This is a genomic window from Rhodomicrobium sp. R_RK_3 (assembly GCF_002198715.1).
GTDB lineage: Bacteria > Pseudomonadota > Alphaproteobacteria > Rhizobiales > Rhodomicrobiaceae > R-RK-3.
The window spans coordinates 290,406-314,643 of record NZ_MWLK01000021.1; the positions used below are offsets into that span (position 1 = coordinate 290,406).

14 protein-coding genes and 1 pseudogene are annotated in these 24,238 nt (G+C 66.0%); 7 read left to right on the forward strand and 8 right to left on the reverse strand.

The features are described from left to right. Nucleotides 1-91: 91 nt before the first annotated feature. From BLEFHOIH_RS12260 to BLEFHOIH_RS12290, 7 genes are all read right to left on the reverse strand, one after another. Nucleotides 92-331 (reverse strand): hypothetical protein, encoded by a 240-nt coding sequence (locus BLEFHOIH_RS12260; protein ID WP_245296982.1) that lies wholly within the window; start codon nt 329-331, stop codon nt 92-94. Between the two features lie 201 nt (nt 332-532). Then, complete coding sequence (rfbA, locus tag BLEFHOIH_RS12265; protein ID WP_088345772.1) at nt 533-1,465, reverse strand: glucose-1-phosphate thymidylyltransferase RfbA; 933 nt, start codon at nt 1,463-1,465, stop codon at nt 533-535. Next, a complete protein-coding gene (gene rfbD, locus BLEFHOIH_RS12270) occupies nt 1,462-2,358 on the reverse strand; it encodes a dTDP-4-dehydrorhamnose reductase (RefSeq protein WP_088345774.1) in 897 nt (298 codons plus the stop codon). Before rfbD ends, rfbA begins: the two co-directional genes overlap by 4 nt. After that, nucleotides 2,355-3,419, reverse strand: a complete 1,065-nt coding sequence (gene rfbB / locus BLEFHOIH_RS12275; protein ID WP_088345776.1) for a dTDP-glucose 4,6-dehydratase — start codon at nt 3,417-3,419, stop codon at nt 2,355-2,357. The genes rfbD and rfbB overlap by 4 nt, the downstream gene beginning before the upstream one ends. Next, nucleotides 3,419-4,003, reverse strand: coding sequence for a dTDP-4-dehydrorhamnose 3,5-epimerase (rfbC, locus tag BLEFHOIH_RS12280; protein WP_088345778.1), 585 nt, complete (start codon nt 4,001-4,003; stop codon nt 3,419-3,421). Before rfbC ends, rfbB begins: the two co-directional genes overlap by 1 nt. Before the next feature lie 7 nt (nt 4,004-4,010). Next, nucleotides 4,011-4,955, reverse strand: a complete 945-nt coding sequence (locus BLEFHOIH_RS12285) for a glycosyltransferase (protein WP_088345780.1) — start codon at nt 4,953-4,955, stop codon at nt 4,011-4,013. A 178-nt stretch (nt 4,956-5,133) separates the two neighbouring features. Then, nucleotides 5,134-6,921 carry an ABC transporter ATP-binding protein gene (locus tag BLEFHOIH_RS12290; protein WP_088345782.1) on the reverse strand — a complete coding sequence of 596 codons (1,788 nt, stop codon included), beginning with the start codon at nt 6,919-6,921 and terminating at the stop codon, nt 5,134-5,136. A gap of 307 nt (nt 6,922-7,228) precedes the next feature. Between BLEFHOIH_RS12290 and BLEFHOIH_RS12295 the strand changes: the two genes are divergently transcribed. The 3 genes and pseudogenes from BLEFHOIH_RS12295 to BLEFHOIH_RS27255 all read left to right on the forward strand — a co-directional run. Continuing rightward, the gene (locus BLEFHOIH_RS12295) at nt 7,229-8,461 is read left to right on the forward strand and encodes a cation:proton antiporter (protein WP_088345784.1); all 1,233 of its coding nucleotides are present in this window, start codon (nt 7,229-7,231) and stop codon (nt 8,459-8,461) included. A 202-nt stretch (nt 8,462-8,663) separates the two neighbouring features. Beyond that, a complete protein-coding gene (locus BLEFHOIH_RS12300) occupies nt 8,664-8,972 on the forward strand; it encodes a hypothetical protein (protein WP_088345786.1) in 309 nt (102 codons plus the stop codon). A gap of 188 nt (nt 8,973-9,160) precedes the next feature. Beyond that, nucleotides 9,161-9,319, forward strand: a pseudogene (locus BLEFHOIH_RS27255) (prolyl oligopeptidase family serine peptidase); the annotation flags it as partial. On the opposite strand, the gene BLEFHOIH_RS12310 reads toward BLEFHOIH_RS27255, so the two are convergent. Continuing rightward, nucleotides 9,310-10,005, reverse strand: coding sequence for an extensin family protein (locus BLEFHOIH_RS12310; protein ID WP_088345789.1), 696 nt, complete (start codon nt 10,003-10,005; stop codon nt 9,310-9,312). The pseudogene BLEFHOIH_RS27255 and the gene BLEFHOIH_RS12310 overlap by 10 nt on opposite strands. A 252-nt stretch (nt 10,006-10,257) precedes the next feature. Here BLEFHOIH_RS12310 and BLEFHOIH_RS12315 point away from each other — a divergent pair, with 252 nt between their 5' ends. The 4 genes from BLEFHOIH_RS12315 to BLEFHOIH_RS12330 all read left to right on the forward strand — a co-directional run bounded on the left by BLEFHOIH_RS12315 (nt 10,258) and on the right by BLEFHOIH_RS12330 (nt 24,128). Further along, the gene (locus tag BLEFHOIH_RS12315; RefSeq protein ID WP_210191652.1) at nt 10,258-10,977 is read left to right on the forward strand and encodes an AzlC family ABC transporter permease; all 720 of its coding nucleotides are present in this window, start codon (nt 10,258-10,260) and stop codon (nt 10,975-10,977) included. Continuing rightward, nucleotides 10,974-11,279 (forward strand): AzlD domain-containing protein, encoded by a 306-nt coding sequence (locus BLEFHOIH_RS12320; protein WP_088345792.1) that lies wholly within the window; start codon nt 10,974-10,976, stop codon nt 11,277-11,279. The genes BLEFHOIH_RS12315 and BLEFHOIH_RS12320 overlap by 4 nt, the downstream gene beginning before the upstream one ends. 299 nt (nt 11,280-11,578) lie before the next feature. Next, the gene (locus tag BLEFHOIH_RS12325) at nt 11,579-22,123 is read left to right on the forward strand and encodes a hypothetical protein (protein WP_088360690.1); all 10,545 of its coding nucleotides are present in this window, start codon (nt 11,579-11,581) and stop codon (nt 22,121-22,123) included. 232 nt (nt 22,124-22,355) lie between these two features. Continuing rightward, nucleotides 22,356-24,128 carry a heparinase II/III family protein gene (locus tag BLEFHOIH_RS12330; protein WP_088345796.1) on the forward strand — a complete coding sequence of 591 codons (1,773 nt, stop codon included), beginning with the start codon at nt 22,356-22,358 and terminating at the stop codon, nt 24,126-24,128. The last annotated feature ends 110 nt before the right edge of the window (nt 24,129-24,238 follow it).

A 24,238-nucleotide genomic window follows, 5' to 3' on the forward strand; every position in this document is an offset into this window, starting at 1 on the left:
TGGCCGCGGCGGTCCGCTTCACCGGCGAGCCGCCGCGATCTCCCTCAATGCGCGAGAGCCGGTATTGGCGGTCCCCGCTTTGCATCGCCGCCTATCGCCGTAAGGTCGCGGGTGCGGTGGGCGAGGGTTCGGTGCTGACGCTCATCTGGACGCCGCCATAGCCGAAATAGACGAGCGCGCCAAAAATTATGGCAAAGACAAGTGCCGTAACAAAAGCGCTGATGACACGATTGCTGAACGTAATTGTATTCCCGATCCAGGCAAAGAAGAACACCACGATCGAGGCGATCAGCACCTGTTCCGCCCACGCATACTCAACGGGCAACAACATTTCAATTCCCCCTATAAAGCTGCAAGCTTAGCTGACGCTAGCGCTCCCCTTATATCAGCAACGGGATGGCGCGCTAACTATTCCTTCGCCGCGCGGCGGCGCAGGAGTGGAGCCCGATGAATGGGGCGGCGTCGGGGCCGTGCCTGCGACGAATGCGAGCAGGAACCGCAACTTATGCCGCTCGCGCTCGGAAGGCGGGGGTCAGGCCGCGCCGAGCCGTGGGACGGCCTCGCCCGCCTCCTCGCTCGCCCAGGGCACGGGCCCTTGCGGCTCGATGGTCAGCTTCAGCAGGTAATCGCCATAGGCGCTCTTGCGGAAGGCGGCGGCGCGCTGGAGCAGGTCGTCCTGGCTGATCCAGTTCTGGCGCCAGGCGATCTCCTCCAGGCAGGCGATCTTCAGGCCCTGGCGGCGCTCGATGGTGCGCACGAACTCGCTGGCCTCGACGAGGGAGTCGCAGGTGCCGGTGTCGAGCCAGGCATAGCCGCGGCCGAGATTTTCGACGCGCAGGTCGCCGCGCGCGAGATAGGCGCGGTTGACGTCGGTGATCTCCAATTCCCCCCGGCCGGAGGGCCGCACGGCGCGGGCGATCTCGACGACGTCATTGTCGTAGAAATAGAGGCCGGTGACGGCGTAGTTGGATTTGGGATGGCGCGGCTTTTCCTGGATCTCGACGGCGCGGCCCTTGGCGTCGAAGCTGACGACGCCGTAACGCTCGGGATCGGCGACCCAATAGCCGAACACGGTCGCGCCGTGTGCGCGGGCGGTGGCGCGGGCGATCAGCTCGCGCAGGCCGTGGCCGTAGAAGATGTTGTCGCCGAGCACCAGGGCGACGCCGCCGGCGCCGATGAAGCCGGCGCCGATGATGAAGGCCTGGGCGAGCCCCTCCGGCTTGGGCTGCACGGCATAGGTCAGGGACAGCCCCCATTGCGCGCCGTCGCCCAAGAGGCGCTGGAAGGCCGGCGCGTCGACCGGGGTGGTGATGATGAGGATGTCGCGGATGCCCGCCAGCATCAGGGCGCTGAGCGGATAATAGATCATCGGCTTGTCGAAGACCGGCAGCAATTGCTTGGAGACGGCGAGGGTCAGCGGATGCAGGCGCGAGCCGCTGCCGCCGGCGAGGACGATGCCTTTCATGACGCCCCCATCGCCTGTTCGCGGCGCATCTCGTCGAGCACGTCGCAAAGGGCGGCGTGCCAGGGCCGGGGGGTGAGGCCGTAGACCTGCTGCAGCTTGCCGAGCGCCAGCGCGGAATTGCGCGGGCGCGGGGCGGGGGCGCCGAAGGCTTCGGTGGTGATCGGCTCCAGGATCGGCGGGATGCCGGACCAGCGCGCGGCCTTGGAGAAGATGGCGCTGGCAAAGCCGTGCCAGCTCGTCGCCGGGCCGCTGTTGCAGACGTGGTAGAGGCCCCAGGCGCCTTCGCCCTGCATCGCCTGCATGGCCATGCCGAGGGCGGTGTCGGCGAGATCGGCGGCGGCGGTCGGCCGGCCGATCTGGTCGGCGACGACGGGGAGGCGGGTGCGGTCCTTGCCGATGCGCAGCATGGTGCGCAGGAAGTTGTGACCCTGGCCGGCATAGAGCCAGGAGGTGCGCAGGATCAGATGGCGCGGATTGGCGGCGGCGACGGCGATCTCGCCGATCAGCTTGCTCTCGCCATAGACGCTGAGCGGATTGGGCCGGTCCTCCTCGGTCCATTCGCCGTCCTTGGAGCCGTCGAAGACATAGTCGGTGGAGAAATGCACGATGGCAGCGCCATGGGCGGCGGCGGCCTTGGAGAGGCTCGCGGCGCCGTCGCGGTTGATGGCGAAGGCGAGTTCGGGATCGCTCTGGGCGCGGTCGACGGCGGTATAGGCGGCGGCGTTGACGACCAGATCGGGGGCGATCTCGCCGACGAAGCCGTCGATTTCGCTGGGACGGGTCAGGTCGAGCTGGGCGCGCGAGGCCGCGATCAGCCGCGTGCCGGAGGCGAGCCGGCTGCGGCAGATTTCACGGCCGAGCTGCCCGGTCGCGCCGGTGAGGAGGATTTTCATGATGCGATCGCCTCCACCAGCCCGAGCCGCTGGCCGCCATAGACGCGCGCGCCGACGCCGCGCCACCAGCTTTCATGGCCGAGATACCAGTCGATGGTGGCGTCGAGCCCGCGGCGGAAATCGCGCGCCGGGGTCCAGCCGAGCTCGGCCCGGATCTTGCCGGCGTCGATGGCGTAGCGCAGGTCGTGGCCGGGCCGATCCTCGACATGGCGGATGAGGCGGGCGTGCGGCGCCTGCTCGGGGAAGCGCCGGTCCATGGCCTCGCAGATCCACTCGACGACGGCGATGTTGCTGTGCTCGCAATTGCCGCCGATCATGTAGCTCTCGCCGATGCGGCCGCGCTCGAGCACGCTCCACAGCGCCGCCGCGTGATCGTCGACATGCAGCCAGTCGCGGATATTGTCGCCCCGGCCGTAGACCGGCAGCACCTCCGCTTTGCGGGCGCGCAGCAGCATCAGCGGGATGAGCTTTTCCGGGAATTGCCAGGGCCCGTAATTGTTGGAGCAATTGGTGATGATGACGGGGACGCCGAATGTGTGGCCCCAGGCGGCGGCGAAATGGTCGGATGCCGCCTTGGAGGCGGAATAGGGCGAGCGCGGCGCATAGGTCGAGCGCTCGGTGAAGCCGGGATCGCCGGTGCCGAGCGAGCCGAAGACTTCATCGGTCGACACATGCAGGAAGCGGAAACGCGACCGCTCGGTGCCGGTCAGCGTCTCGAAATAGGCGCGCGCCGTTTGCAGCAGGGTGAAGGTGCCGAAGACATTGGTGGTGACGAAATCGGCCGGCCCGTCGATCGAGCGGTCGACATGGGTTTCCGCCGCCAGATGCAGCACGGCATTGGGGCGATGCCGCTCGAAGATGGCGCGCAGCCGGTCGGCGTCGCAGATGTCGGCGCGCTCGAAGACGTGGCGCGGATCGTCCGCCGCCTCCTCCAGCGCCTCGGGCGTGGCGGCATAGGTGAGCTTGTCGAGATTGACGATGTCGTGGCCGCTGCGCCGGATCGCATGGCGGATGACTGCCGAGCCGATGAAGCCGCAGCCGCCGGTGACGAGGATTTTCATCAGGCCGCAACCTCGCTCTGAATGGTGCCATGGACGAAGGGGCTGACGATGTCGCGCAGGGAAGGCTGGTTGGCGTCGTTCCTGGACAGCACCGCCTCCTGCTCGGTGACCGGCCATTGGATGGCAAGCCCCGGGTCGGCCCAGAAGATGCCGAGATCGTGCTCGGGCGCGTAGGGGGCGCTGACCTTATAGGCGACATCCGTCAGCGGTCTGAGCGTGGCAAAGCCATGCGCGAAGCCTTCGGGAATGTAGAGCTGGAGCGCGTTCTCGGCGCTGAGCTCGACGCTGACATGGCGACCGAAGGACGGTGAGCCGGCGCGGATGTCCACCGCGACGTCGAGGATCGCGCCGCGCACGACGCGGATGAGCTTGGCCTGGGCGTAGGGCGGGCTTTGGAAATGCAGGCCGCGCACCGTGCCGCAGGCGGTCGACAGCGACTGGTTGTCCTGCACGAAGCGGGTATCGACGCCGTGCCGCGCCAGTTCCAGCGCATTATAAGTCTCGCAGAAGAAGCCGCGCGAGTCCTGAAAGCGGGTCGGCTCGATCAGCAGCGGGCCGTCGATTTCGAAAGCATGAACCTTCATGGGGACCTCAATAGGGCTTGGTGCGGCGGCCGATAATGGCGCCGAGTTGGGATTCGTAAGGGGAGGCGAAAGCGTCGAGCGCCCGGTGCCAGTCGTAAATGCCGAGCCGGGTGGCGGTGGAGAGGGTCTTCAGCGCCATTTTGCCGAGCTGAAAGCGAAGCCCGCGCCGCTCGCGGCGCAGCGCGCGGCGGCCCCAGCGGTAGGATTCGATGATCGCCGCGTTGCGGTGCCGGCGCTTCAGATAGGCGCGCGAGGCTTGCAGGATGCGGATGGTCTGATGCCGGGTCAGGGCCTCGGAGGCGCTGAGCTGGTTCGGCGCGCCGCCGAGATAGAAGCAGACCGGCTCGCGCAGGCGGACGAGCGGCCCGGTGGCCGTCATGCGCAGCGCCAGGGCGAAATCCTGGCAGGAAATGAGATGCTCCGGCAAGGGCAGGGCGGCCTTGGCCGCCTTGCCGCGGTAGATCGCGCGCGAGGTGGTGAAATCCATCGCCTGGATCAGGTGCATCAGCGCGTCGGGATGCACGAAGGAGGCGCAGGCGACCGGCCGGATGCTCTCCAGCGCCTGAAGCGGCAGCGGCTCCGGCCCGTAGGGCACCGCGCCGCCATAGGCGATGGCCGCATCGTCGAGCTCGGCCATTTCGATGAGATAATCGGTGGAGCCGAGGATCAGCGGATCGTCGCTGTCGCAAAGCCGGATCCATTTGCCCGAGGCGAGCGGCAGCAGCCGGTTGAGCGCGGCATAGACCCCCCTGTTCTCCTGCTCCAGCAGCACGACGCCCGGATTGGCGGCGGCGAAATCCCGGCAGATCTGCGCCGAGCCGTCGCTCGAGCCGTCATCGAGGATGACGATCTGGCCGCCGGTGGCCGCCTGCTCGCGGCGGATGCTCTCCAGCACGCAAGGCAGGAAGGCGGCCTTGTTGTAGGAGGTGAGGAGGTAGGAAACCTCAGCCATGACGTACCATCCGCGCCGGGATGATTCATCCCGATTTCACTTTCGCGACGGAAGGCCGGCGGCCGGCATTGCCGGACACACAACCGAGATCGCCCGTCGCGTCTCGGTTGTGTCTTAGCGGGTTGGGTTAAATCAGTTCAACCTAAAATAGCGGAAATAAGTAAACACACGCAGAGATTTAAACAGCTTCGCGGTCACCCTGTGCAAACTGGATGTCGTAGAGGCGCGAATAGAGTCCGCCTTGCCCCAGCAATTCCCGGTGCGTGCCGCTTTCGGCGAGGCGTCCGTGGTCGATGACCTGGATGCGGTCGGCGTTCAGGACCGTCGCGAGGCGGTGGGCGATGACGATGGTGGTGCGCCGCTCGGTGAGCTGGGCGAGGGCGCGCTGGATCGCCTGTTCGGACTCGCTGTCGAGCGCGGAGGTGGGCTCGTCGAGCAGGATGATGGGCGCGTTCTTCAGGAAGGCGCGGGCGATGGAGATGCGCTGGCGCTGGCCGCCCGAAAGCTGGTTGCCCAATTCGCCGACCTGGGTGTCGTAGCCGGCGGGCAGCCCCAGGATGAAATGATGGGCATAGGCGGCCTTGGCCGCGGCGATGACCGCCTCGTCGCTGGGATCGCCGACGCCGGCGGCGATATTTTGCCGGATGGTGCCGTCGAACAGGAAAACGTCCTGGCTGACCAGTGATATCTGCGCCCGCAGCGAATGCATGGTGACATCGGCGATATTCTGGCCGTCGATGGAGATGGCGCCCTCGGCCGGGTCCCAGAAGCGCAGGATCAGGTTCATGATGGTGGTCTTGCCGCTGCCGGACAGCCCGACCAGCGCCGTGGTCTTGCCGGCCTCGGCTTCGAGCGTCAGGTCGCGCAGCACCGGGGCGTTGGCGGCATAGCCGAAGGTGACGCCATCGAAGCGGATCTGGCCTCTTGGAATTTTCAAGGCCGGCGCGCCGGGCTTTTCGATCATGCTCGGCTTGGTGTCGATCAGCTCGTACATCATCTGCACGCCGATGCAGGCCTGGCTGAGGCGGACCTGCAGGCGGGCGAGCCGCCGGGCCGGTTCGTAGGCCATCAAAAGCGCGGTGATGAAGGAGAAGAACTCGCCGGGCGTCTCATTATAGGTGAGGCTGCGCCAGCCGGCATAGAAGATCACCCCGGCGACGGCGAAGCCGCCCAGCGTGTCGATCATCGGATTGACCCGCGCATTGACCGAGACGATCTTGTTCGACACCCGTTCCACCGCGCCGATGGATTCGTTCATGCGGGCGCTCATCGCGGATTCGAGGGTGAAGGATTTCACCACGCGGATGCCCTGTGCCGTCTCGCGCATGGTGCTGACGATATTGCCGTAGGACAGCACTTCGCGCTGCGAGACGCTGCGGATGCGCCTCACCAGCTTCTTCTGCATGTAGATGCCGATCGGCGCGCCGAGGGCGCAGATGGCGAACATCATCGGCTGCTGCACGACCATCACCGATACGAGGCCGACCAGCGTGACGAGATCGCGCCCGAGGCTGGTGGCGAGCAGATTGACCGCCTCGCGCGTCGCCTGGGCGTTATGGGTGATGCGGGTGATCAGCTCGCTGGAGGCGAAGCGCTGATAGAAGGTCAGATCCTGCCCCAGCAGGTGGTTGAACATCTGGGTCTGGGTTTCGGCCACCATCGCATTGCCGATGCGGGCCATCAGCACTTCCTGGAAATAGCTGGCGATGCCCTTGGCCGTGAACACGCCGACGACGACGGCGGGCAGCCACATCAGGGCCGAGCCTTCGCGCTCGACGAAGATCAGGTTGACGACGTCCTTCATCATCCATGCCGAGAGCGCCGTCGCGCCGGCGACGACGAACATCAGGGCGAAGGCGACCACGTAGAGCGGGGCGTATTTGCGCCATTTGTCCAAGACCAGCCGCTTGATGATCGACAGATCGCTGCGCGGCAGGAAGATTTCGAAAAGGCTTGAAGGTCTCATCAAGGAGCATCACCCGTCTTATCGCGCGCCAGCTCAAGCGCCGCTCGAAAAAACGAGAAAGCCGCGCGTGCCCATGACGCTAAATAAACGCTTCTATGGCAGCTTGTCAAAATTGGTTTCAGGGATGGGTGAGGCACAACCAACGGCTTTTGGCATTTGATTTTTCCCTCGTTTCGCGCAGAGTTCGGCCCGTGCCCTGACCGTTATTGGCAGGGAATCGGGGCGCAAACAGGATCATATCAGCGGCCGCGCCGGCGAGTGGGCCTCATTCGCGCGAGACGGACGCTTCCGTTTGGGCTCACTCGGCATGAATTCGGATCCTCTCATCACCATGGTGGTCGGCGGCATCGTCGCGGCGTTCGCGCTGGGATTCCTTGCCCATAAGCTGAGCATTTCGCCGATCGTGGGCTATCTGCTGGCGGGTATCCTGCTCGGACCTTATACACCGGGATTTTCATTCGACGCGGATCTGGCGCGTGAATTGGCCGAGCTCGGCGTGATTCTGATCATGTTCGGGGTGGGGCTGAAATTCTCGCCGCGCAAGCTGATGGACTGCCGCTGGGTGGCGCTGCCTTGCGCGCTGGGCCAGATGGCGATCGTCACGGCGCTGGGCTTCGGCCTGTCCTGGCTGCTGCGCATCCCGCCGCTGGAGGGGCTAATTTTCGGCTTCTGCCTGTCGGTCGCCTCGACGGTTGTACTGCTGCGCACGCTCGAGGACCAGCATCTGGCGCAGTCGCCGACCGGCCATGTGGCGATGGCCTGGCTGATCGTGCAGGATCTGTTCGCCGTCTTCGCGCTGGTGGTGATGTCGGTGCTGGCGGCGCAAGGGACCGGGCCGGTCAAGAGCGGCCAGATTTTGCACGGCATCGCGGTCAAGGCGGCCGAGCTGACCACATTCGGCATCATCATGTTCGTGGTCGGGCGGCGCATCCTGCCGGGGCTCCTGGTGTTCATCGCGCGGGCCAAGTCGCGGGAATTGTTCTCGCTCGGCGTCTTCGCCATCGCGCTCGGCATCGCCTATCTCGCCGACGCGGTGTTCGGCGCGACTTTCGCCATCGGCGCGTTCCTCGCCGGACTGGTGCTGAGCGAGGCCGAACTCAGCCACCGCGCGGCGGAAGACATGCTGCCCTTGCGCGACGCCTTCGCGGTGCTGTTCTTCGTCTCGGTGGGGATGCTGTTCGACCCGCATGTCCTCATCACCCAGAAATGGACCATCCTCGCCGTGCTCGCGGTCATCATGGCGGGCAATGCCGGCGCGGCCTTCCTGATGACGTCCCTGGTGCGGATGCCGCTCGCGGAAAAACTGCTGCTGGCCGGCGGGCTCGCGCAGATCGGGGAATTCTCATTCCTCATCAGCGGTTTCGGCATGAATGTCGACCTGATGTCGGAGGAGAGCCACGGCCTGATCGCGGCCGGCGCGCTGCTGGCGATCGCGCTGAACCCGCTGTTGCGGCTGGCGATGCGGCTGCTGGCGCGCCATCACGCCGGCGCCGCGGTCGAGGATGTCCCGGCGGCCTTGGGCAAGGCGGCGGGGGAGTAGCGGGCGGCGCAGGACGATCTGTGGCAAACCGCATGTCCTGTACATTTCATGAACAAAGAATCGCCCTTAAAGCACCAGAATCATCGTCTACCGAAATGTCTTGGGAAGGGAAACGCTTCCAAGAACCGAATTACCGCATGGTTAGGGAAGTAAAACCGCTTCCAAGACCCGAAAGATTGAAATCTCTTACAGGAGATCCATCATGAGCTCAGTCGTCCGTTCCGTTCTTGGCGCAGCTCTGCTTCTGACCGGCGCCACCGCCGCGATGGCTGCGCCCGGCACCCCTCAGGCCGCGGGCCAGGCCGGCGCGCCTGCGGCGGCCACCAACAGCGCGCCCGTCGCCTATGGGTCGGTCCAGACCGGCGCATCCGCCGCCATCGCCGCGCCCGCTGCGGTTCAGCCCAAGAAGGCCCCGCCGGCCACCACCTTGCAGGACAATAACGATCCCAATGGCGGTCATGATCCGAACAGCGCCGCCGGCATGCGCGCCTTCTTTGCACCGCAATACTGATCGCCGATTTCCGATCCTGCCGCATCTTTGCCCGTGACGGCGCCATCCGTGCCGCGGCCTCGCAGAGATGCGGGTGGTGTGACGCCGGAGATCCGTCTGCCACGCATCCCTTAAATGAGGGGTGCTGCCTATGCTATAATGCCGCTTTCAGATCCAAGCGTGATGGCGCTCCGGCATTTGAGCGGCGGCACGATGCCGGACGCCGGGCCGGCAAGCGGCTGTTGCACGATGATTTCGCCGCCATCGCCGCCGATCTGGTGCGGCGCGGCGTCACCAGCCCCCGGCGCATCGCGGCGACCGGCGGCTCGAATGGCGGCATGCTGATCTCCAACATGCGTCACCGGCACGTCCAATAGCTGCCCATGTCGAAATGGAAATGGTTGGCGTGCGCCGCATTGTGGTCCGGCCCCAGCACGACATTGAAGGCCCGGCAGGCGCCCTGGTGAATGTCCCTCAGGAAGGCGGCTTTTGCCGGCTGCCCCTTGCTGTTCCAGTCTCTTTGCACGCTGATGAGGGTTCCGTCGGCCAGCACGAAGCCGGTGACGTCGATGGCGTTGGCGCGCGCATGTTCGCTGCGCCGGGCATGGGGCCGGTTATAGACATTGCGGCATGCATAGGTGCCGACATGATCGACCCTGGCGACAGGCTGGCCGAAATGCGCCCTGGCCGCCTGCTGCAGCGTGTTGTGGCGGAAGATCTCCCAGGCGGCGGCCAGCGGGCAGGACGCCGTGAAGCTGCGGCTGAAACCGGCGCCCGCCCTGGAGAGCCGGACGATGTTGACCAGCGGGCACTGGCCGCCGGGCTGGTCTTCGAGCGGGCGGAATTCGGCGTCCGTGCGGGCGAGCGCTTGCAGGCAAAGCGCGCGATCATGCTTCAAGCGGTAGAGCTTGAAGCGCGCGAGCAGATTGGGCGGGGCGGTCAGATCGATCGGTGCGAACGGGTTATATTGCGGCGGGACGGGCAGATAGCCGCTCCAGAGGCCAACCCCCGCGGCCAGACCCGCAAGACACACAAGCATGACGATCCGGCGCATGCGAAAAGTCCCCTAAGGCCCGGTTCGCGGACCACGTTTTCGGAAGGCATCGCATCCGGGGGCGGCACCATGGCGCGGGCCTCCGCTCGCGCGGCGACGTCGACCCATGTTGACGGCCGGACACAGACCTGTTAGCCGCACACGGCCAGCAGGGGCATGTTTTGTTGTGCCTTCAATGCTAGGGCCCCGGAATCCGATTGGAGGTCAGCGTCGTCGGATGAGACTGCTCCGATATACGCCCTGCGCCGCCTGATGGCGATGTCTTCTTCTCAGGTGGTCTTCACCCGGCATGGCGTGCTGCGCGGAGCCTGGGCGAGCCTGCCCTTGTGGATCGGCACCGTGCCGTTCGGGCTGGTGGTCGGCGTGCTCGCCTATGCCAAGGGCATGTCCTTCGCGGAAACCGGCCTGTTCAGCGCAACCGTTTTCGCCGGCGCTTCGCAGCTTCTGGCGCTCGACCTGTGGGCGGACCCGGCGCCGGTCCTCGCGGCGGCGGTCGCGGCGTTCGTGGTCAATATCCGCATGGCCGCGATGGGCGCGGCGCTGGCTTCCTGGCTCGACCGCGTCGAGGGCTGGCGGCTCTGGGGCACGCTGGCGACGCTGGTCGATCATTCCTTCGCGCTCTCCGTGCAGGACCAGCGCCGGGGCGGCCGGGACGCGGGCTATCTGCTCGGCGTCGGCATCGGGCTGTGGACCTGCTGGCTGCTGGCGACGCTGGTCGGCCATGTCGCCGGCAGCGTGGTGCGGCTGCCGCCCGGCCATCCGCTGTTCTTCGCTTCGACGGCGGCCTTCCTGTCGATCATGGTCGGGCTCTGGCGGGGGCCGCGCGTGGATTTCGGCCCTTGGGCGGTCGCCGGGCTGGTGGCGCTGGCGGCGCATCGGGCGGGCCTGCCGCCGCCGCTGCCGTTGCTGCTCGGCACCGTCTCCGGGGCGGCGCTCGGGGCCTGGGTCGAATTGCGGGAGCCGCGCGCATGACGATCAGGGGCGACGTGCTGCTGGCCATCCTGCTGATGGCGCTGGTTTCCTTCGTCTGCCGCGCGGGCGGCTACGCCATCCTGCGCAAATTCCGCCCGCCGGTTTTCGCCGAGGCGATGCTGCGCCACCTGCCGGGCGCGCTGTTCGCGGCCTATGTCACGCCGAGCCTGGTGGCGGGGGGCGTTCCGGCGCTGATCGGGGCGCTGGCGGTCGCATCGATGCAGATCGCAACCCGCAATCTCGGCCTCGCCATCGTCGCCGGGGTGGCCGCCGTCTGGGCCGCGCAGGCGGCCTTGGGGTGAGCGGCGGGGCCGCATCCCGCAACCTCCCGTCGGCGCCTGCCGCGCATCGCAACCGGATAAGGCGAAGATGCGGCTCTGATAAGCGCTTCTAATCGCCATCGATTAGATTTCGCTATTTGTATTCTGCACATGAAGGCGGTCTCATAGGGCGTACACGATGCCCGGCGGGCGACTATTGCGCGTCGGCGCGGCAGCGTGGCACCGGGCGGAAGCGGTGCGTTGGATGGTGGGCGCGGCCTATTTCAGTGGGGGATTGCGGCGGCGCGGTTGATCACGTCTCGTGCAGGGAGGGCCGAATTATGCGGATCGATGGCGGCGGCGGCGGCGGAGCACCTGTCACTCCTGTCATGAGCGATATGGAGGAAATCCATCAGCTCAAGGTTCAGATGGCCCGCCAGCGCTATCTGGAAGCCCAGGCCGCCGCGCGCCGGGCCGCCGAACAGCAGGCTAGGACCAACACGCAGACCGCCCGCCAGAACGCCCATGCCGGACTGACCAAATATAACAGCGCGGCGCAGGCGCATCAAAAGACCTGGGCTAAGGCGCATCAGGGCGCCTACACATCCGAGAAGGCAGCCCTGGCGGCCTGGCAGGAGGATTGGGAGGAATCGGACGAAGGCAAGCGCGCCTGGGCCGAGCTGGCTCCCCTGCTCGACACCTATGACCGGGCGGTCGCCAATGACCTGCGCGTCGCGGCCGCCAATGGCGGCGGCAACGTCAAGGCCGCCGTCGCGCAGGAAGCGGGCGAGCTGAAAGCCCCCGGCTCGGGCGATAGCTGGGAAGACGATCAGCTCGACAAGATGGTCGACAAGCAGCAGGCCAAGATCTCGGTTGAGACGCCCGAGGCCCGCGCCACGGCCATGGCGCTCGATAAGTGGCAAGCCGCCAATGACAGGCTGGCCTATGCGCAGGGCCAGCAGGCCACCGCGCAAAAGGACGGCGCGCTCAGCGTTCTCGAATATTGGGACCATGAGGTCAGCAAGGCGCAGACCGAAGCCGACGCGGCGGCGTCCGAATTGGGAGCCACGCTCGGCACCGAGTTCGACGTGGAGGCGGGGAAGGTGCTGGGGGTGCCGCCCGGCCAGGTGAAAGAGGCCCTCAAGGGCATGACCGACGAGCAGTTCGATCAGGTCATCAAGAACGTCAAAGCCAACCATCCCGGCGATCCGCTCGCCGGGTTCCTGATCGATCAGGTCGGCGAGGCGCGCCGGTTCGACCGCGACATCACCGTCAAGATGAAGGAGGTGCAGGGCGCCGTTCAGGACATCGGCAATCATCTCGACCAGCTCACACCGCTCGAGCGCAAGATGTGGGACCAGGGCGACCGCGCGACGCTGGCCTTTCTGAAGCTCGCCAAAGTCGATCTCAGCCAGGGCGGGGACGGCAAGCTCAAGATCACCGTCGATGGCAAGGAGATCGAGCTCAGCGAGATCGAGAGGAAGCTGCTCCGGGACGATGACGAGCACGATCCGGATCTCCGCATCCTGGGGCTCATGCTGCTGGGCGGCATCAGAATCAACGAGACGGTGGTGGAGGGCAAGCCGTCCGCCGTCTTCACGCTGAACGGCGACCGGATGATGCCTGTCGCCAAGCCGGACGGCTCGATCGAGTGGCTGCGCTTCCGCGACGCGGGCGACGGCGGCTGGATTCCGGTCGAGCAGGCGCCCGACGGCAGTTGGGTTCCGGCGCTGAAGAAGGACGGCCAATCCGTCCCCGTCGTCAAGAACGACAAGGGCGAGTGGGTCCAGGCGACGAAGAACGAAAAGGGCGAGTGGGTCCCCGTCCCCAACGCCGCCCCGCTGGCCTCGGTGAAGGATCTGAGCGGGTACGGCATCTCCAACGAGCTGCTGCAACAGGCCTCAAGCGACGCCAAGGGGACGACCCTTTCCAATCTCGCCTACTCGCTGATGCCCTATATGGAGATGACCCCGGACCTGAAGGTCCTGATGGGGGCGACCTCGATGGTCCGGGTACAGAACACCAAGGATCAGGTCCAGGCGCTGCTGGCCGCCGGCGACGAGACCGGCGCCATGCGCGCCCTCACCACGAATATGGACGCCGCCTTTTCCCCGGCGGAGCGCCAGCGGATCTGGACGGATGTCGGCCTGACCGAGCTCGGCTACGATTTCATCAAGGAGCATATCCGCGATCTGACGGCGAAGCCGAATTCCGATCCGATGGCGAACGATCCGGAGACGCTCCAGGCGCGTCAGGATTCGACCACCTATGCCGACAAGGTCGGGCGGTGGATGCAGACCATATTGGATGTCGCGCCGCCGGAATTCGCCGACCTGCTGCTGACCGTGGTCAAGGACGAGGCGAGCAAGGACTGGCAACTCGCCAACAATTCGGTCCCCGGCGTCGATCGCGGCCTCGATTTCTACAAGGGCATCAGCAAGGCCGTCGAAATGGCGCCGGGGCGCGCCGAGGAATTTGCGAATTGGATGACGGATTGGGACGGCGCGGCCTATTGGGTGCTCCCGTCCCTGCAAGGCCAGAGCTTCCTCACGACGGTGCGCTCGACGATGAGCGGCGGCGACGGCGCGCTTTCGCTCGCCATTGCCGACAAGCTGGCGCATAGCGAAGGCGGCAGCGCGCGCTACTCGGAGTTCCAGCAGGCCGTCGATATCGGTGATCAGGAGTACCGCGAGCACCAGGCCAAGACCGTCAACCGGCTGCTATTCGAGGACTTCCAGGCCAACCAGGGCCGCATCGTCAACCCCTATTTCGACCATATCCTGAACGGCAAGGTCGACGTCACCAAGTTGCAAACCATCGGCGGTCACGAGGGCGAATTCTGGCTGGAGAACTTCATCGGCACGGCGGAGGGGAAAACCCCCACCAACCTCGCCGCGGCGGAGGCCGGCGACAACAGCCAGCGCTGGTTCGAGGCTCAGCAGGATGTCATCGAGATCGATCTCATCGCGCGGTGGATCAGAAAGGAGTCCGGCGACGATTGGCAGATCCGCGCCATCCCGGTGATCTACGCCTCCGAGCGCGACGGCTACAAATACGGCGCCCTGTTCCAACTGCAAGGCCCCGACGGCAAGCAGGTCGTGATCGACGGGCTCGCCGCTCCCGACCTTGCCGCCAAATCCGGCGGCGATCCGAAAAAGGTCGATGACGACGAGCTGCCCTACAAATATGACAGCCTGCGCAATTACCAGGACGACAACCATCTTTCCGAGGGCGGCAAGCTCTATCTGCCCTACGAGCTCGCGGAGGGGATGGACCCCCACGGGCTGGAGCATTTCAAGGGCAATTCCGACATCGCGGTCATCGACGCCGGGTACAAGACCAACTGGGAGAGGGCGAAGTTCGTCGGCGGCATCGCGCTTGCGATCATAGGCTTTGCCGCGGCGCCTTTCACCGGCAGCGCGTCCGCCTGGATCAGCGGGGCGGCCTGGACCGCGATCGGCCTCGGCGTCGGCTCGGGCATCTGGGTGACGGTCGACGATCTCGCCACCATGTCCGGCCATGGCCAATCCATCGGCTGGAGCAACGCCCAGGCGCGCAGCGCCTGGATCGGCCTTGCCGGCAGCCTCGTCGGCGGCAAGACCGTGTTGCTCCGCATAGGCAATCAGTTCGGCGCGCTGAATGCCCTCAACCGCTTCAGCGGCAATCTCGCCCTGGCGGGCGCCATCGGCGGCGATACCGTGCGCATGAATGTCGGGCTTGCCGGACTGGGCTTCGTGCGGAACTCGCCAAGGCTCGTCATGGCCTCCGACGTCTTCGCCGTCGGCACAGGCGGTTATCTCACGCTCGAGCAGGGCAGCTCGCTGCTCGCCAATTGGGATAGCATGACCGATAGCGAGAAAAACGAAGCCGTGTGGATGTTCGGCCTGGGCATCTTCCAGCTCGGCACCGGCGTCGTGGGCCTGCGCAAGCCGATGGAGCTGCAGGTCGGCGCGAATTGGAAAGGCGCAAAGGCGAACCCCGCCGTCGCGCCCGCGCCGCACGCCAACAATCCGCAGCATCCCGGGCAATTTCCCCGCCCGGTGCGCATCGCGGGGACCGGCCTGCAGAACGATGTCGGCAAGAAGGTCTTCGTCGGCGGCCAGTGGTTCGACAAATCGACGGGGGAGGCGATCGAGGTGGCCTCGTCAGGCGATTTCAGGCCGGCCTCCGATCTGGTTCCGGTGACGCGGGCCGAGGGCTTCGATACGCCCGAGGTGGCCGCCTTGCCGGAGATCGTCAACGTATCGGACGAGTCCGGCGCCTCGCCGACCGACCGCCCGTCACAATACCAGGCCCTCGGCTCGGATCTGGCGACCCGCATCAATATTCGCGGTTTCACGCGCGAAGACGATCTCAACACCTATGTCTATGTCGGCGGCAAGCTGTACAGTCAGGCGACCGGCGAGCCGGTCAATCTGAGGCCCTCGGACGGGTTCACGTCGCTTCCCGAGGAGATCCCCGGCTACATCACCACCGGCGGAGGTCAGCCCCGGGCGACCCTCAGCGGCCACACGCCGAATCTCAGAGTGGTCGAATTGGATCCGGCCGCGCTGCGCAACACGCCGCTCGACCTCGACCGGATCCGGGCCAGCACCACACTTGCCGCCTGGGTGAAGGGCGGCGCCGATAAGCTGAAGCAGGCCTCGATCGCGGTAGCGGCGGTCGAGGATGGCGGCACGAGGAAATACGTGCTGGCGCTGAGCGGCCTGAAGATCTGGAAAGGCGGGGTTCCGGAGTCGATCAAGATCGCCGGCACCTGGTATGAGCTCATCCTTCCAACCCGGAAGACCACCGTCCCCGCCTGGGATCGCTGGACCGTGATGCGGACCGACGCCAAGGCGAGCGTCGACAGCCTGTTCGGTGGCACCTCGCATACCATCGAGATGTCGAACAATTACCACCCCGACAGCCTGGTGTTCGAATATCTGGAAAAGACGTACGCGGGGCGGACCGGCGATATCGATATCGCCATTCAGAATGTGTCCAGGGACGATCCCGGCATGTGCATCGGCTGCACCATCAATGTGCACCGTTTCGCCGAGACCAATCCCCACTTGAATCTGAACGTCATGGAAGGCACGGCCGGCACCGCGCGGTCGGCGCTCGAAATCGACCCCGGCCTCGACGCCGCCGGACGCCGCGCGCTTCAGACGGCCCTCGCAAGCGCCATCGACCCGAGCCTCGCCGGGCGGCCGGTGCATCTGGTCGTCACCAATGGCGCAACCTTCGACTATGCCTTCGGTATTGCCAGCGGCCAGGGCCGCCCGCCCGTCGGCCAAAGGACCGGGGCGATCGCGGGCCTCGATCCGTCCGAGATGACGGTCTTCGTCAGCACCGACGGCTCGCCGCAAGGGGTGACGCTGGTTTTCGCCAAGCGGACGGCGACCGGCGAGGTCCCCGATGTCATCGGCCTGCTCGAGGGCGGCAGCGTTCCCGTCGTGTCGAAAACCCTGGCGATCACCCATCCGCCGCTCGACGGCAATGGTCCGATCATCCTGAACGAGCAATACGCGGCGGGCGATCCCGCTGAAACCATCCCGGCCGCGCAAGGCGGAACGCAAAGGCCGTTTACCGTCAAGATGTCGCCGGCCCGGCAACGGCTGTTGCAGACCAAGTTCGATGTCGAGACGGAAGCGGCGGTGCGCAAGCAATTCTCCGATCAGATCGACCCGGCCGCCCCGTTCAGCAAGCCGGTCATCCGTCTCGGCGATGCCGAGTTCGAAGCCCTGTATGCCGCCAAGGGTGGGAAATGGCCGCCGAGCCAGGTTCGCGCCTTCCGTGATCCCGCCTCCGATCAGATCTATTTGCGCGACCGGCCTGCCAGCTTCCTCGATACGGCCGCCCGGACGACGCTCGGCCATGAATATCTTCATCAATATGCCGCCCCCGAGTTCGACGGCGGTCCCGCCGATGTCGTCCACCGGCTGACCGATGCAAGCATTCATGAAGGGGCAACGGAATATCTTGCGTTCAAGGCGTTCGGTCCCAAGCAATACGCCGGAAAACCATTTGGATATTTGCAATATATCAAGAGCGTCATTGATAGGACGAATGCCGTCCCGGATGACTTGCCGTACTGGCGGGAAGCCCTGATCGCGGAGAATGTGTTCGAGCGAATGGGGCCTGCCGCGAGCGACGCCTATTTCCGGGGCGATCGGAGCGCGATCAACGATTTCCAATTGGAGGCTCTGCTCGACGAGGACGTCAGCCTCGTGTTTCGCGGGCCGGGCTTCGTGCGGAGCGCGCCGCAGGCAGCGGCTGCCGGCCGTCAACCGCGCGCGGCCTCGCAACCGCCGGGCGATGCCTATGCGGCTTCGAGCTGGGGCACTTTCTATCGCCGGCTGCAAAAGGGCCAGGTCACCTATCCGACCGACCAGTATGTCTATGTGGTGAGGTCGCCGCGCGGCGCGGACGCGCTGTTCTCGGCCGGCGACATCGCTTACCAGGGCAAGATCCGCGCCGGGGCAACCGACATCGATTGGATCGGCGCTCCGCCCCCCAATGTCTCCGCCCGAAAGGTTGCCGATATTTTCGGATCGCCCGGCCAGGGCAAGCTGTTCCGGGTCGTCGTCAGCAGCATCGATCCGCAAGCGATGCAGCAGACGCAAGGCCGGATGCGCGTTCCGCTGACGCCGCAATTGCCGGGGCAGCCCGTCAAGGCGGCGACGCCCACGGTGACGGCGCTGAGCGGCGACGGCTATCCGGCCTATAGCTGGACGACATTCCGCAGCCGGCTGCAGAATGGCCGGCTCACCTACCCGGCGGACCATTATGTCTATGTCGTCCGGGCGGGCAAAACCGGCAAAGGCGGCGATCTATCGTTCCGCGCGTCCGATATCGCCTTCCAGGGCAAGATCGATGCCGGGGCCCATGATGTGAACTGGATCGGGGCGGCGCCCAATATCGCCGGCAAGACGGTGGCCGATATCTTCGGCAGCGCCGGAGCGGGCAAACTCTTCCGCATCGTGGTCAGCCCGGAGACGCCGGCGACGCTGGCGCAGAACCAGGGCGTGCTCAAGGTCTCCTTCACGACGAACCCGCCGGGCGCCCCCGTGACCGTCAAGACCCCGGTGCCTCCGCCGGTCCCCGCGCCTGCCCCCCTGCCGCCCGTGCCGCAGGGCGTTCCGCTCTCCGGTGCGGCGTCCAAGATCTTTCCGACCCGGCTCTGGCCGGAGACGGAAGCGGCGATCCGGCGCGGCTTCTTCGCGTCGCCGGACGACCAATATGTCTATGTCTACGCTGTTCCGCAGAAGGCAACCGGACTGCCCGCGGATCTCAGCGCCGGCGATCTTCAGGCCTATGGCATCCTTCCAGCCGGCGCCGACGAGATCATGTGGCAGCCCGGCTTCAACGCGACGCCGGAGCAGATCGCCAAGGGCGGCACGGTGCTGGAGGCGTGGGGCACCCCGACCCAGCCTTACCGGCCGGGTGTTCCGCGTGGCAGCGAGATCCTCGCCTTCGTCATAAGCAAGACGCCGAAGAAAGATTTGGATAGCGCCGGCAGCATGACCGATATCCCCTGGGTTCTGGAGAAGAGCAAGATCCCGGGGCCGGCCAACGCGGCGGCTTATCAGCAGCCGCGCTACGGCTTCAAGGGCGGGTTCAAGGACCATGACCGCGGACCGAGGGCCTATGCCGGCGTGCAGACCGTCATCGGCGTCAACGACGCCTATCACCGGATGCGCGGCCAGGTCTATCGGCCGGGCGAGGGGTGGGGCCCATCGGGAGAGCCCAACGACGTCCGCCGGGTGCCGCAATTCGCGGTGACCTTCCTGCGCGGGCCCAAATATGCCTATCAGGACAAGGCGCGTGGAACGGTCGTCGCGGAAGCCCATAATCACAAGGGCACTTTCGTCCATCCCTTCTACATTCACGACCGGGCCGCGGTGCAGAGGCTGCTGCGGGCGGGCAATACGCCCGGCATCATCAATGATCCCGATGTCGAGATCCAGATTTCGAACCAGTTCGTGCCCTATGCGGTGATGCGGGGCGGCAAATGGACGGGCTACACCGACCGGGATACCGCGCGCACCACGGTGAAATATGCGCCGATGGACGACTGGAAGACCCTGCGGCATTGGTCCGAGCTGACCCCTGAGGAGCAGGCCCACGTCATTCCGTCCATCACCGGCATCCCGACCTATCCGGGCGCCGGCATCGATCCGGTGAAATATCTCTCCGATCTCCTGACCTGGAACTATGACGTCTATCCCATGGCCGGCGAACTGACGGTCAGGGCCAAGGAATTGTGGACCATCCTCACCGGCCGGACGCACACGACGACCAAGCCGCTGCTGTCGACCGATGTCGGCGAGATGGTCGGACGCGACGAGCAAACGCTGCTGTCGGTATTCGAGGCGCTGCGCGACGCGGGGATCCTGACCAACATCCACAATGATGCAAGCTTTGCCGAGTTCGGCGTCGACGGCAGGCCGACACCGGCTTCGGGCGATGCGCGGTTCTTCTTCGGCCTGATGCGTCTTTTGATGATGGTCGGCCCTTACGACATGTCGGGCATACCCTTCGACGGGCCCAATTTCAGCCTGAGCGACGGCGACGTTTCCACGGTGCTGGCGGCCGGCCCGTCGCGCCGGGGCATGAACGTCTTCGGTTCCCACTTCTTCATGGCCAATATCACCAAGGCGGCGCCGCATCATTTCGAATTGCTGACGATGCTGCTCAACCATCCATTGCTCGAGCACGTCAATCTCGACGCCTCCTGGCTGCCGACCGCCGAGCACATGCTCTCCGATGTCAACGGCTTCGCCGACATCATCAGCACCGGACGCGTGTTCTACGGCGGCGACATCCTCAACTTCCAAAGCATCCAGCAGCTTGCGGCGCCGTGGTTCATGCAGCAGCCGATCCTGGGCAGGCTCGACGCCATCGGCACCAATGCCATGGGCCACGACGCGCTCAACTGGTATGCCGGCGACGCATTCCGCGAGGCCTACGCCAAATCCAAGCCAGCCATCGATTGGTTCCGCTACAGAAACTACCGGGCCGGCACCTCGCAGGCCTTGATCGACGACATGCCCCGCGCCCGCCGCGCCGGCTACGACAAATGGATCGCCGATTATGAGGCCGCCCATCCCGAGGTGCTCGATCCGGCCATCTATCAGTCTCTCCTGGCCAAGGATCAGATCCCCGGCCAGCAGCCTGTGTCCGCGCTCTGGACGCCGAAATCGACCAGCCTGCCGCGGATTCAGCTCCGGTCGACCGACCTCCAGGACGCCGTGTTCAAGCTGGCGCATGGGGAAGAGGTCGATCTGAACGAGATCACCGGCAGAAACAAGAATCCGATGCTGGCGGAGCCGCCCGCTTCGGCGAGTAAGGGAACGCCGGTCACACTGCCGAGCAGGGCCGATATCGAGGCGTTTCTGCTCGGTGACGCGATCGCGGATGTGCGCAGCATTACCCGGCCCGACGGCAGCCCCTATTCCGAGGCCGCCTATGATGCCGGCGACAATGCGCGCAAGACCGGAGCCAACCGGGCGCTTCAGCTTCTCACCATGGCGATGACCGATCTGGTCGACCGCTCGCAGGAACCGGTCAACGCCAAGCTGGAGGTCGAGGGCAATCACAGCGACCGCAGCATCCGCAACCGGTTCATTGGCACCTTCGCGGCGATGGTGGCGACGGCATCCGGGTTTTCGGCCGCCGCAACCGCGACGCCGGAGCTGCGGACCTTCCTCGAAAACAACCCCGCCGTGACCGGCTCCCTGCCCTGGATCGTGGCGGGTGCCCTGTTCGTGCGCGGTACGGTCAACGTCTTCGGCAATGCGAGCCGGCAGACCAACCGGAAGCTCAGCGAAGCGCAAAATGAACAGGGCATCGCGCGCCCGAAATGGATCGAGTTCCTCAAGGGCCGCATCCTCAAATACGGCCCTCAGAGCGGCCACGACCCGCGCCGCTTCGAAGGCGACCAGGGCATCCGGGAGGTGCTGGACAATGCCATTGCCGGCGTCGCCTATCTGATGGACTCGCCTCTCGATATCGATGCCGGCGAGACTCAGGCCTTGCGCCACCAGTTCATCACGACCATCGAGTCGCTGCTCCAGGGCCAGGTCGGCTCGATATTGGGCGCGGCGCAGGGCGGGCTGGAATCGACGAATTTCCGTACCCCGTCCGGGAAGTGGATTTCGGCGGGCACCGCAATTGCCTATGAGTTCGGCGTGCTCGGCTCGATCGCCGATCTCGCCGTCCACCCGGATCATTTCTATGCCTATGCGTCGGGGCTGGGCGCGTTTTTATACGCCACCCATCATGCGCTCGGCGCGATCAGCGGCCATTACCAGGCGAACTGGACCGAGCTGCCCTTCTTCAACAGGACGATGAGCATCGGCGCCAATGCCGTCGTGTCGAGCGGCGCGGGCCTTTACGCCGCCGAAGCGGCAAGCGAGGGCCATTATGGCCAGGCCGCCTTCGCCGGCATCGCCAGCCTTGCCATGATCATGGCCGCGCGCCTCGGCTTGCGGGCCGAATTCCCCCGGACGCCGGCGGAGCTGCGGCGGCATCCTTCGGACTCGATCGGCAAGCTCAGGGATCTGCTGGAAAGGGCCGTGCTTCCCGGCGATACGGGTCAGCCCGGCGTGAGCAAGCCGCGGCGTCTGCCCATGTGGCTGACCGCCGCCGGTGTCTCGCTGATCGGCCTGGCGCTCACGATGGCGCTGGACGAGTTGGAGAAGGATAAGAAAAAGCAGATCCAGCCGGGCCAGACGCCGACGCCGTCACCCACGCCCATATTGACGCCGTCGCCGAGCCCGACGCCAACCCCGAGTGTCGTTGCGACGCTGAGCCCGTCGGTCTCGCCGTCGCCGAGCCTGTCGCCGTCGGTGATCCCGACCTATGTGCCCCGCCCGCGCGGGAAGCAGCCGCTTCCGTGAGCCGGTCCGGCACGCATCCCCCCAGGATGCGTGCCGGGGTCCCGGCGAATGCTTCATTCTGGCGCGCAAGGGCGTTTTCGCCGCCCCCGAAACCCGTTGCGCGCCGAGGATGAGGTGGGAATCGCTGACGAATTGTTTTGGCGCTGATGCGAACCCGGTATAATGCACGGCATGCGAGCATGGCCGCCGAACCTCCGAATCGGCGCCGTGGGCAATAGGCGTTCGAGGCAAAATGGTTTCTGAAACGATGGGCGGCGCGCGCGACGCGCTCTCGGTCCTGGGCGTCGGCGGGCGCAAGGCCGTCCGCGCCGTGATGACCTCATCCTTCACGCGCGCGCTGATCGGGGCGCCCAACGCGCATCACCTGCGCATCATCCCGCAGGATTTGCGCACGGCCGACCCGAGCTTCGCCAGCGAGCTGTATGACGGGTATTTCGGCCTCGCCGGCACCGTCGCGCTGACCGGCTCGGAATCGCCCTATACCATCCAGCCGCCGAGCATCCTGTGGCAGAAGGAGCTGTATTCGCTCGGCTGGCTGCACAATCTGGAAGCCGCCCGCGACGAGATCGCCCGCGAAAAAGCCCGGGCGCTGGTCGCGGACTGGATCGGCCACAGCCGCAACGCCCCGCCGGTCGCCTGGGACGTCGACATCGTGGCGCGCCGAGTAATCTCGCTGCTCTCCCATGCCGGGTTCCTGCTCGAAGGCGCCAAGACACCTTACTATGAACTGGTGATGCGGGCACTGTCGGCCGAGCTGCATTATCTCTCGGTCGCCTATACCGATCCCGGCAACACCGCGCCGCGCCTGCGCGCCCTGACCGCGCTGCTGCTCGCGGGTCTGTGCATCGCGGAGCAGCACAGCTATGTCACCAGCTTCCTGCCGACCTTCTGCGTCGAGCTGGAGCGCCAGATCCTGCCCGATGGCGGCCATGTCTCGCGCAATCCGCATACGCTGATCGACCTGCTGCTGGAATTTCTGCCGCTCAAGCAATGTTTTCTCGCCCGCTCGCATGAGGCGCCGGAAGCGCTGAACAGCGCCATCAACCGCATGATGGGCATGATCCGCTTCATCCGCCTCGGCGACGGCTCGCTCGCCCGTTTCAACGGCATGAGCGCCACCCGCTCCGACCTCACTGCCGCCATCCTCGCCTATGCCGACGACAATGACATGCCGCATTTCAACGCGCCGGATTCGGGCTATTGCCGGCTGCATCGCGGCGACACCGTGCTGATCGCCGATTGCGGGCCGCCGCCGCCCTTCGCCGCCAGCAGCGACGCCCATGCCGGTTTCCTCGCCTTCGAAATGACCTCCGGCATCGAGCCGATGATCGTCAATTGCGGCGCGCCGCGCGATGAAAGCTCCGACTGGGCCATCGCCTGCCGCTCCACCGCCGGCCATTCGACGCTGACGGTCAGCGACATCTCCTCCTCGAAGCTGGTGAAGCGGCGCGTCGGCTTTCCGGCGCGTCCCATGCACCTGCTCTCCGGCCCGAAAACCGTGCGCGGCGAAGTCAAGGAGGACCAGGGCGACCTCCTGCTGCGCGCCATGCATGACGGCTACAAGGACCGCTTCGGCTTCATCCATCACCGCCGCCTGCGCCTCGTCGCCAATGGCAAGGTGGTGGAGGGCGTCGACCAGCTCGCCTGTCCGGCGCAGGGCAAGCCGCTGACCAGGGACGGCGACAGTTTTGCCATCCGCTTCCACCTGCATCCGCGCGTCTCCCCGCGCCTCGACGCCGAGGAGAACAGCGTCAGCCTCACCCTGCCGGACGCGCAATTGTGGAAATTCCGTGCGGCGGGCGCGCGGGTCGAGATCGAGGAGAGCATCTTCCTTGCCGACCCGATCATCCAGAAGCGCAGCCTGCAAATCGTGCTGCGGGGCAAATGCGCCTCGGAGGTGCATGTGGTCTGGTCGGTGCGCAAGATCGAGACCAATGTCCGCGATTCCAGCCGCAGCGGCTATCGCGGCGCCGCGCGCGCGATCGAGGATGGCGGGCAGGGGTGAGGCGCCGCGGCCCGCGCATTCTGGCCACATTCGGGCGTTGCACTCCGGTCCGAGTCGGCATGTGCGAAGAATTTCCGCCGTTTTGCCGCCGCAATTCGGCTGCGCAGCCA

Bases quoted from the DNA above. Each gene is read 5' to 3' on its own strand.
- BLEFHOIH_RS12260 (WP_245296982.1), bottom strand. From the start codon at position 331: ATGTTGTTGCCCGTTGAGTATGCGTGGGCGGAACAGGTGCTGATCGCC.
- rfbA (WP_088345772.1), bottom strand. From the start codon at position 1,465: ATGAAAGGCATCGTCCTCGCCGGCGGCAGCGGCTCGCGCCTGCATCCG.
- rfbD (WP_088345774.1), bottom strand. From the start codon at position 2,358: ATGAAAATCCTCCTCACCGGCGCGACCGGGCAGCTCGGCCGTGAAATC.
- rfbB (WP_088345776.1), bottom strand. From the start codon at position 3,419: ATGAAAATCCTCGTCACCGGCGGCTGCGGCTTCATCGGCTCGGCAGTC.
- rfbC (WP_088345778.1), bottom strand. From the start codon at position 4,003: ATGAAGGTTCATGCTTTCGAAATCGACGGCCCGCTGCTGATCGAGCCG.
- BLEFHOIH_RS12285 (WP_088345780.1), bottom strand. From the start codon at position 4,955: ATGGCTGAGGTTTCCTACCTCCTCACCTCCTACAACAAGGCCGCCTTC.
- BLEFHOIH_RS12290 (WP_088345782.1), bottom strand. From the start codon at position 6,921: ATGAGACCTTCAAGCCTTTTCGAAATCTTCCTGCCGCGCAGCGATCTG.
- BLEFHOIH_RS12295 (WP_088345784.1), top strand. From the start codon at position 7,229: ATGAATTCGGATCCTCTCATCACCATGGTGGTCGGCGGCATCGTCGCG.
- BLEFHOIH_RS12300 (WP_088345786.1), top strand. From the start codon at position 8,664: ATGAGCTCAGTCGTCCGTTCCGTTCTTGGCGCAGCTCTGCTTCTGACC.
- BLEFHOIH_RS12310 (WP_088345789.1), bottom strand. From the start codon at position 10,005: ATGCGCCGGATCGTCATGCTTGTGTGTCTTGCGGGTCTGGCCGCGGGG.
- BLEFHOIH_RS12315 (WP_210191652.1), top strand. From the start codon at position 10,258: ATGGCGATGTCTTCTTCTCAGGTGGTCTTCACCCGGCATGGCGTGCTG.
- BLEFHOIH_RS12320 (WP_088345792.1), top strand. From the start codon at position 10,974: ATGACGATCAGGGGCGACGTGCTGCTGGCCATCCTGCTGATGGCGCTG.
- BLEFHOIH_RS12325 (WP_088360690.1), top strand. From the start codon at position 11,579: ATGCGGATCGATGGCGGCGGCGGCGGCGGAGCACCTGTCACTCCTGTC.
- BLEFHOIH_RS12330 (WP_088345796.1), top strand. From the start codon at position 22,356: ATGGTTTCTGAAACGATGGGCGGCGCGCGCGACGCGCTCTCGGTCCTG.